2 protein-coding genes (1 of these 2 running past the window's edge) are annotated in these 10,281 nt (G+C 55.3%); both read left to right on the forward strand.

Going from position 1 to position 10,281, the window contains the following annotated elements:
- A protein-coding gene (locus Poly41_RS31995; protein ID WP_146531447.1) for a CARDB domain-containing protein crosses the window boundary here: on the forward strand, positions 1-9,146 show its end. Its footprint begins 19,768 nt before the window's first position; the window shows 9,146 of its 28,914 coding nt (coding positions 19,769-28,914); its start codon lies off the left edge, out of view; its stop codon occupies positions 9,144-9,146.
- A 69-nt stretch (positions 9,147-9,215) separates the two neighbouring features.
- Complete coding sequence (locus Poly41_RS32000) at positions 9,216-9,938, forward strand: hypothetical protein (RefSeq protein WP_146531448.1); 723 nt, start codon at positions 9,216-9,218, stop codon at positions 9,936-9,938.
- The last annotated feature ends 343 nt before the right edge of the window (positions 9,939-10,281 follow it).

A 10,281-nucleotide genomic window follows, 5' to 3' on the forward strand; every position in this document is an offset into this window, starting at 1 on the left:
GTACGGCCACGGTCGCAGCGGGCGGCACAGCGATTACTTTCGTGCCGTCGCTCGGATTCAGCGGCCCGGCCACGATCAGCCTCACCGCCAACGACGGCTACAGCGCCACGGGAACCGAGACGATCACCGTCGACGTCAGCAACTCGCCGCTGCTGTCACTCGACTTCAATCGCCGCGACCTTTTCATCACGCCGGGCGAACGACATCAGATCGTGGTGACCGGCAACTTTGCCGATGAGTCGGGTGTATTGCTTCCCTCCTCGTACGTTGAATTTGCGACGGGCGACGACACGAAGGTCATCATCAGTCCGCAAGGATTGCTGGAAGCGATCGACCAAGGCGACACCTTCCTCACCGCAACGGCACGCGGCGTCCAAGCGGTCACCGTTCTCAACGTCTACTCGCCCACGAATCCGGAGCCGGAGCTGACGCAGTCTGACCTGAGAGTTTACCCACTCAGTGTTTCGATTCCATTGAATGGTGGAATTCGACAGATACAAGTCACTGGCAACGGTGACTTCCTGGAACCGACGATTCCCTCGGACATCCAATACTTCGTCAGCGACCCGAATGTGGTTGCAGTTAGCGCGGACGGTTTGATCACGTCGGTCGGTTCAGGCACGACGACGGTTACCGTGATTGGCGGTGGCGCGGAGCAGGTCATCAATGTTGCTGTCTTTGCGGCACAATCGGGAACCGTACCAATCGGAGCCGATGGGGGCGTGCTCATCGCAAGCGACGGTTCGCTGCTTCAGGTGGCTCCTGGTGCGCTCGGAGAAACTGTCACCGCGGGAATCACACCACTCGCCGAAAGCAGTTTGCCGTTTCCCCTACCGAGTGAACTCAGTTTTGCTGGAGCGCTTCAGATCGATCTCGACGAATCGGCGCTGGCGTTCCCTGTCCAGCTTGCGATTCCGGTCTCATCGGAGTTTCCTGCTGGAACCCAATTGATTGTCTATCGATACGACTCGATTCCCGATGCCGATGGCAATCCGCGTCCCGCGCTGTTGCAAGAAGAAATCGCGTATGTCGGCGCCGACGGATTCGCGCGAACGAACTCGGAACCGTTCCCAGGCGTGATCGAGAACGGGACGCACGTGTTCGCCAGTCTAGGCTGCGATTTGGCAATTCTCTCGCTCTTGGTGAGTGGCTTGGTTTCAGGCGGCACGTCCTTCCTTTCGCAGAGCGCTGGCACTGCATTGATTGGCGCTGTGGCAACGGGAATATCTGCAGCTGGTGGTGGCTTGACGTTGTCGGCATGCATAGGAGTCAGGCCCTATGAACTGACCAGCGTTCCGGCTGTTGGCACTCCCTCGATCAAGACGCTTGAGATTTCCATAGCCAAGGGCATCAATCGCAAAGAAGCGGCCGCGGGAGACAGCAACCGCGAACCGGCTCCCGAGATCACGTCCGCAAGCCTCATCGACATCGGACCTAATGCAAAAATCAAGTTGACTGGAGTCCGGCTTGAGCCGGAGGCTGGCGAGACTGCCGTTGTGCGGTTCCAGGTTGGATACACGCTCAAGGACGGAACGACGTTCAAGGATGTCCCGTTCAATGAGGCGGGTGTACCCATCCCAGAGGAGATCGCGATTGGCACCGCAAGTGTTTCGTTGATCCACTATGTGAAGAAGCTTAACACGGCGACAGATCAATACAGCGATACGCTCACGTTTTCACGGCAGAAAGACCAGTTCTTCTCGATCGTCTCGGACGAAGACAAATTGAGTGTGTTTGAGACGGGAGCTGATCGGTCTAGTCCAACGTTGCTGGCGAAGGTAGACATCGGTGATTTCGCCCAACGTCAAGCAACGACGCGTGACTCACGAACTTATGTGACCGGGAAAGGAAAGGACAGTCACCTCGGCAAGGGTATTATTTCGGTCATCGATACACTTGCGATGCGAACTGTCGCAACCATAGCGCTGGAAGAAGGCAGTTCTCCCTATGACATTGTGTTGGATGCAAAGCAGCAGTACGCCTACGTTGGAGAACGGTACAAGATCGAGGAAAAGGACAACAAATCGAAGTTCAACCGAGTGTACGTCATCGGCATCGACCCTAAGTCCAAGGATTATCACAAAGTCATACACTTGGATCTCGATCTTGGCGATTCGGTCGGCATCCGCGGCATGAGCTTGGGCGCGAGTACCACACATCCAACACTATTTCTAACGGCACCAACGATCTGGTCCGGCTTTGAAAGCGGTGGGAAAACGGGAACATATCCAGATGGAAAACTCGTGGCGATTGATATCGACATTACGAGTCCTACCTATTTGGAGCATTCATTCGTCTCGGTCCCCGCCGCGGTTTCGGATGTGGATGCGGTATCGATCTCGAATTCAACCGATCGCATTGGCGTGACAGGCTACCTGTCTGCCGATCGGCGCGGGTTTACTTTTTTTGAATTCGATACGCAACAAAGAACATTTGGAGTACCGACCACGGTTCCTGTCATTCTCGGCGATACGCTCGAGGATGGTCTGGGCAAAGACTTTCGACTTGCTGACACATTCAATGTGAACGACGCCAAGGATTTTGTTTTCTCGCCGGATGGGAATTTTGCGTACGTTCTAGGCTACAACTTTCCGAACTTCGACGTCCCGAGTCGCAGCCACGGGAACCGAACCTATGACATCTACTATGTGACAGTCACGTCCGATCTTCCGGCTGGTAGCACCGTCGGCATTATTGACCTTCGGAAACCGCAGTCATCTTTCCTGGTGGCGGCGACACGCCCAATACCGAATGGCTTTCCAGATAATTTGACACTCTCCGACGACGGACTACATCTCTATGTCCACTACCAGAACACGTTCCAAGTCGAAGAGAACAATGAGACGACTTTTCCCCATGGCGGCGTCTTCATCTACGACGCGAAGGAGATGATTGATGAAGTAGAGAGAAGGTCATCCGAGCAAGGCATATCTGACCTGGCCAAGACGCCAATCAATGACCTCAACCCAAAGATCGACGTACGGGCGAATTATGCGTTCAATCCAGATAAGAACACGTTCGAACAGATCAAGGAATTTGATCCGCCAATCAGCCCTTTGCCGGGCGCACCGCTACCCTTAGGGCGAGTCAAAGGTGTCGAGTACGCGGAAGCAGTGTCGTCGATTACCGTCGTTGCCGACTATGACCTGACAGGCAACGGCCCGACCACGTTTGGCAACTACTTGCGGGGAATCGACATCAGCAATGAATATCGTGTCGAACTCAACGCAGTGGGCCAGGAGGAGGCGACAAAGATCGTTTTCGAGGTATTTGCAACAGGGAATCAATCGGTTGCGAAAGCGGAACGTCCGGTCGAGTCGAAGACCGTCATATTCGAAGGTGACGTTGTCAACGAAAGTGTCCTATCGATCGGCACGAATCGCCTGGAGGTCACGGCCTACAATGCAAAAGGGAATGTGGTTGCGACTTACACTGGTTTGATCATCATCACGGACCTCGTGACGCTCAAACTCGATGCCAAGTCGGGGACACCCGACTTCATCGCTGTACATAAGGTCCGCCTGATCGAGCCCATCGACAATGACGTGGCTCATGAAATCACTTTTCGATATGGGTTGCCAGACATTCCTTGGCGTGAGATCTATGACAAGAAGATCGATCTGTTACTTAGAAGCGTCAAGGGAGATGAGATTCTGCGGGTAAAAGGACTCGCAACCACAAGCGAAGCGTCGAAAGAGTTCTCGCTCAATTCGTCTAAGTTCCCCGATGTCGCGCTCGAGGAGAGCTTTGATTACCAGGTGTTTCTTGCACCGAACGGCAGCGCCACGAAGCTCTTTGACACGGACCGTCCGGCAAGCCAGTTCTCGGAGTCGAAAACCGGTAACGCACCTGATCGTCGAGTTGTCTTTCGGTCGATCAAGCGTCCTTCCTGGATGAAGGGGGGCTCGGAACTCAAGCGGACCTTCAATATGAAGACGAGTACATATGAGTTCATGTTTACGTTTCCGGTCGATCATACAGCGGAACCATTAGAAACACTGGCCAATAAGGCGCAGGCCATTCTGGACGGCCTCTCGGAAGAGGACCCCGCTCCCAAACCAAGCCTCTTCAATCCATTCGCGGATAGGCCGACGAAGATCAGGGCCGGCATGGATGTCAAGGTCATCGCATCTTGGGATGTGACACAAGACGTCACGGCAGATTCCGACAAGCTTAGGCTGGAACTGAAGTTGCTTGGCTACGACGTCTACAATAGTCAATACGACCTGAAGGGGATTCTAGAGAGTCCCAATATCATCGAACCGAATAAGGTAACTCTCAAGGTCGATGGGATCCGACTCAAAACGAATGAATTCCCACTGCTGACGGCCGAAACAAAGGCTAAAGCGAAGGGGGAAATCTCTTTTGGTGGGTTCGAGGCAGATGGGAAGTCACTCAAGAAGAGCACGCTTCGAATTCCAGTCAGTGGTATCTTCGGACTTCAAGGTAATGTTGGCTTCGCAGGCAGTCTGTTTGCTGCGCTCAATAGCGTCAATGTTAGCGCCGGTCTTTACGTAGACTTGACGGGAGGGAAACCGAAGATCTTGGCTGAAAAGGACGGACCTGCGACCTTCGTGAAGTTGACGGCGAACGGTACGGTTGGTGGCACGGTTACGGTCGGAGGAGGCGTTGGTGTTTCCGCGTTCAAACTCGACTTCGACCTCCTTAGTGCTGAAGGAACTCTTGCCGTCGCCGCTGATATCGATCTCCAGATGGTCGCGTTGTTCGGTAGTGGAAGCGGCTCACTGTTCCAGTTCAAGAAGCTCACGGGATCTGGAGACCTAAGGCCTACGAAGTTTGACGTCAGCGTTGAGCTACATGCACTTGGAAAGTTTTTCACTCTCGGTGGTGCAAAGTACACGTTGGACAATCTTGATATCCCTGAGAAGATCTCCCTCTTCGAGTTTCAGATCGAGGGAGCCAATCAGTTACGAGTAGAAGGGCCGAGACTTGACGAAAATGAGGCAGATCCTGGCTTGGGGACAGACCTGGGGAGCATAAGCGCAGTTGCTGGGACGACCGTCCGGACTTGGGTGGCCTCTGGATTGACTCGTGATCTTTTCCAGTCAGATAACTCGTTGATAGGCGTCAGCTCCCTCCAGGTTGGTGTGCTCGCCCAGACGAATGAAACTGAAGATGGCCGTGCTTCAATCATGATGGATGACGACGCTGCCGGTTATGGCTGGTTCGTCGATCTGACTTCGGAGTTGCATGAGGAGTTTGTTTGGGACCCAGCGACGGAGCAGTACGTCGCACCGCTGGGGAGCCCGGCATATGGCAAGATCGACTTACTGACGACACTGTCACACGAGTATGGGCATGTTCTCGGCTTGCCGCACAACGAGCGTACTGGCTCGGTGATGTCCGATTCGCTCGCGCCCGGCGTGCGACGGCTGCCGTCCGCACAGGATTTGGTTGGGATTGACGTTGCGGCCGAATCACCGGCAGCGAGCGTGGGAACAACGAACGTCTATCAGAACAATGTGCTTCGTCCCACGGACGTGAACGGTGATGGTGTGACAACAGTCGCCGATGCGATTTCGGTTGTGAACTATTTGGACGGGCAGGTAAGCTTGAATTTCTCGGAAGATTCGGCCCTGCCAAAGACCTGGATGTATCTGGATGTCAATCGCGATGGCCGGGTGACTGCGCTCGATGCACTGGAAGTGATTAACTCTCTCGAAGTGGACGAGCTACGCCAAGACCCTCGTGATTTTGTGCTCGTGCCCGATGCCGAGTTGGTGGTTTCGCCGGTCGAGTATTTGATGCTTGCTCCTCCGGAAGGCATCGTCAACGGCGACTTTGCCGATGCAAGCCCCGCTTCGCCTGGTTTCGGCTGGCAAACCACTGGCGATGCCACGGTTGAGTCTGGCGCCATCACGATTCGAGAAGGAGAACGTTTTCAGTCGGGATTAACACAAACGTTTGCGGTTCCCGCCGGTGTGACCGCGTTGCAGTTTGAAATCGTGGATCTGAATCTCGCTGGGAATGACAGCGGGCCGGAAGATTCCTTTGAAGTGGCGTTGCTCGACGCAGCGACTGGTCAAACGCTGGTGGGGACCGCGGCACCTCTGGCCAACACCGACGCACTGCTCAACTTGCAGTACGACGGCTCGACGTACTTCGCCAACTCGGTACGAGTTCCCAACGTCAATCAGTCGGGTGTCGACAAATTGCCTGCCGTGCCGACGATCGTGACCGTCGATCTGTCCAGCGTCCCGGCGGGCACCCCGGCGACCCTGTACTTTGACTTGCTCGGATTTGGTGATGCGGGCAGCAGCGTCACGATCGACAACATCAAACTGATCAGCGGCGAAGTGCCGAGTTTGAGCTTCTCCCTCGATGCGGCCAGCGACTCGGCGGCGATTGGTGATGATGTGACCAGCATCGCTCCCGTTGATGTGGTTGGTTCGACGTTGGCTGGCGCCATTGTGGCAATCGACATCGATGGCGACGGTTTTGATGATGGATCGACGACCGGGGCCGCCGACGGTACCTTCCGCTTCGACGATCTCAACCTCCTCGAGGGTGTGAACAAGGTCAGCGTCAAAGCGACCAACGGAGATGCCGAGACGATCGCCTCGCGCAACGTGATCGTCGACCGTCAAATCCCCAGTGGTTCGCTCGCCACGCCGGTCGCTGGTCTCTTTACCAACGTCGACCGCGGCTATGTTGAGATTCAATGGAACGACGCCGGCGAAGCGGGCTTGGATTCACTAAGCTTCGACGCGGCCGATATCATGGTGTCGGGCGTGACGATCGACTCGGCTCAGCATCTCGGTGGCGGCCTCGTCCGTTACCACTACGGCAGCGACGGCGACAAATTGAACGAAGGCTCTGTCAATGTCACGATCGTGGGTGGCGAGGTCGTTGACCGAGCGGGCAACACGAATGAGTCTGGCAGTACGACGTTCTCATACGACGGCCAACTTCCCAGCGGCGAGTTGGTTTCGCCAACGCCTGGAGCCACGATCAATGTCGATTCCGGTTATGTCGACGTGACTTGGACGGATGCCGGACCGTCGGGAATCGACCCATCCACACTCGATATCAACGACATTTCCATCGCCGGAGTCACGATCGATCGACTGGAAGATCTTGGCAACGCCCAGATTCGCTACTGGTACAACGACGACGGAAACACGCTGCCCGATGGTACGATCGATGTTGTGCTCGCCAGCGGCGCGGTCAGCGACGTGGCGGGTAATCAATCGCCCGCTGCGACGTTCAGCTTCACGCTCGATCGACTGGGCCCGATTGGCGATCTGGTTTCACCTCGAGCGAATCAGTGGACCAATGTTGATACCGGCTACGTTGACGTCGACTGGGCCGACCGCGGACTGGCGGGTGTGGATCCTGCCAGCATCGACGTCGGCGACGTCACGGTCAGTGAAGTCACCATCGATCGTATCGAACTGCTTACCGATGGCGACGTTCGCTACTGGTACAACGATGATGCGGACGCCTTGCAACAAGGCGAAGTCGTCGTCAGCTTCCCAGACGGTTCCGTCGCCGATCTGGCCGGCAATCCGAGCGAGGCGACAAGCAATTCCTTCGGGTTCGATTCGCTTGCTCCGTCCGGCACGCTGATCTCGCCGACTGCTGGTTCGACGATCAACACTGACGCCGGCTACATCGAAATCGACTGGGATGATGCGGGAACTTCCGGGCTGTTCCATAACTACTTCGATGAATTCGATGTGACGATCACCGGAGTGACAGTGGATCGCTATGAAGTGCTCGAAGGAGAAATCGTTCGCTACTGGTATGGCGAGGACGGTGACAAGCTCCCACAAGGCGTCATCGAAGTTGCCTCGGAAGCCGATTCGGTGGGCGATGTGGCGGGCAATGGGAACGCCGCATTCTCACAATCGTTCACGCTCGACTCGCTCGGACCCGTGGGCGTGCTCAGTGATCCGCTGCCCAATTCGGCGGTCAGTGTTGACAAAGGCTATGTCGAGGTGCGTTGGACCGATCGTGGCTCAGCCGGGAACGATGTCACGACCTACGGCAACGACGACGTGACCGTCTCGGGAGTCGACATTGATCGCGTCGAAAACCTCGGCGGCGGGCTGGTTCGCTACTGGTACAACGACGATGGAGAGTCACTGAGCGAGGGTGTTGTTTCCGTGGCCACTTCCGCCGGTGCGATTCTGGATCAAGCCGCCAACCCGAGTGTCGCGTTCACCGAGTCCTTCACGTTCACTGCTGCGACGATCGAACCAGAGGATGTGACGGATCGTGTTGCGATCGATTTCTACGGACGCCAATACAATCGGCGAACGGGTGTCTATGGATTCTATGCTGCGATCACGAATACATCGAACGTGAATCTACAATACCCCATCAAGTTACGATTAACGGAACTGGGACCAACTGGAACGGCAGTGCTGAACGCAGTTGGCACCGAAGATGGAATCCCGTACTTCATCTTCGAAGGAATTGGCTCGCTGGCTCCGGGCCAGATCACTGCGGCGGTTGTGGTCGCCATCCAACCTCCTTATCGCCAGTCTTACAGTTTTGTCCCGCGAGCGGAGGCGGTCGTCATCAACGGCAACGCTGCCCAGGGCGAAAGGGTCGTTGATACTCTGGCCGACTTCGCTCCATCGCTAACTCCTCTATCCGAAGTGGTTTCACGTCGTTTGCCGATGCCGAGTTTCCAAAACGCGAACAACCGCCACGACGTCAATGCGGATGGAAATGTATCGGCACTCGATGCACTCAACGTAATCAACCACCTGTCTGTGGGAACCGATATGATCGCAGCCGATATGGCGACGGCAATCGATTTGGCTGCAAGCAAGTGGGTGGATGTCAGCGGAGACGGAAACTTGACGGCGTTGGACGCATTGCACGTCATCAACGAACTGAGTCGGCGACCGCTCACAGAGTTTATCCAACCGCCGCAAGGCGAGTTGATATCCGAAAGCCGAAGGGAGTACCAAATCGTTGATCGAGTCTATGCGGATTGGATCGAGGAGCGTGACGAATCGGAACGACGGTCCGTCGATTACGCTGTACAGGCAACGAAATTGGTCAAGCCAGCGATTGGCGATGACACCGAACGTGCGTCCGACGAGAATTCCGACGGTCGCTCCGAAAGTACTGAATTTGTTTTGAAAACCGAGTTGACTTGGCTAGAGTAGTGATCTCTCACTGAACAGAAATAGATGCCACGAGACGCATTTCGTTTGTACCCATACTGGAATTGAGCAATGAAACCTCGAAGATCACGTTGGTCGTTCTTGATCGCGATAGCAGTCTTGGCTTGCATGGCACCGACCGCATCTGCTGGTTTGATGAACGGTGACTTTTCAGACGCCACTGGCTCCCCGTTTGCTGCGTGGACGACCGATCCATTCTTCAATGCGGCGCCAACCGATGGCGGCGGTTTCGCAAGGTTCCAAGTCACTGACTTTCTGATTGATCCAAGTGATCTTTCCTCACCACTCGACGAAGTGCAATTGCAGCAAACGTTTGTGGTACCAAATGATGCAACGACATTATCGTTCGAATTCTTGTTTAGTAGCGCCGCCGGTGGTAGCTCTGACCCCTTCGCTGCCTTCGACGCTTTTCAGGCAACCTTATACGACTCCTTGTTCGATCCCATCAATCCGATTGATCCTTTTCTTCCGGGCTTCTACTCGTTTGACTCAAGCGGTTTCGAGGATAAAGCCGCTGGCGTCACCGTTGAAAATCTCCCTGGTGGCATGAGGCGCGTATCACTGGACATCTCGTCCCTCGGATTACAGGAAGTGACCATCGATTTCCAATTGCTGGGGGATGATGACGAATTGATATCGACGGTTGACCTCGACAACGTCATCGTCTCGCAAGAGTCTGGCGTCGTCCCCGAGCCGATCTCGATTGCGATTTGGGCGGTGACGGGTGTTGCCGCGTTGCCATTCTGCCGACGCCGACGCCGACCAGGAATGTGAGAATATGGATCAATTGCTGATCGTCGAGGCAGAGTTCGGGAGCCAACACTCGTGCTGCGAACTTGGCTTTCTATGCTGTTGACTTGGACAAGGATGAAGTTAGTCCATTCGGCCGACAACGCTTCCCAAGATTTGGCATTTGACTGAGGCGTGCAATCGACATCTTGGCGAGTGCGAATTTCCGTGACACCAAAGCCAAGACGATCATATCGGGCCTCCTGTCTTGATTCGTCGCTACTTGTCCCACTGCTTAAGCAGACGCACCGCTGCTCGAATCCGTTCTTGCTGGCAGACGTAGTCGCAACAACTAGGATACTTCGCTTGCAGCTCCGGGGACTTATCC

Source organism: Novipirellula artificiosorum (assembly GCF_007860135.1).
Classification (GTDB): Bacteria; Planctomycetota; Planctomycetia; order Pirellulales; family Pirellulaceae; genus Novipirellula_A; species Novipirellula_A artificiosorum.

Coding starts and splice junctions, on each gene's coding strand:
- Poly41_RS32000 (WP_146531448.1), top strand. CDS start 9,216: ATGAAACCTCGAAGATCACGTTGGTCGTTCTTGATCGCGATAGCAGTC.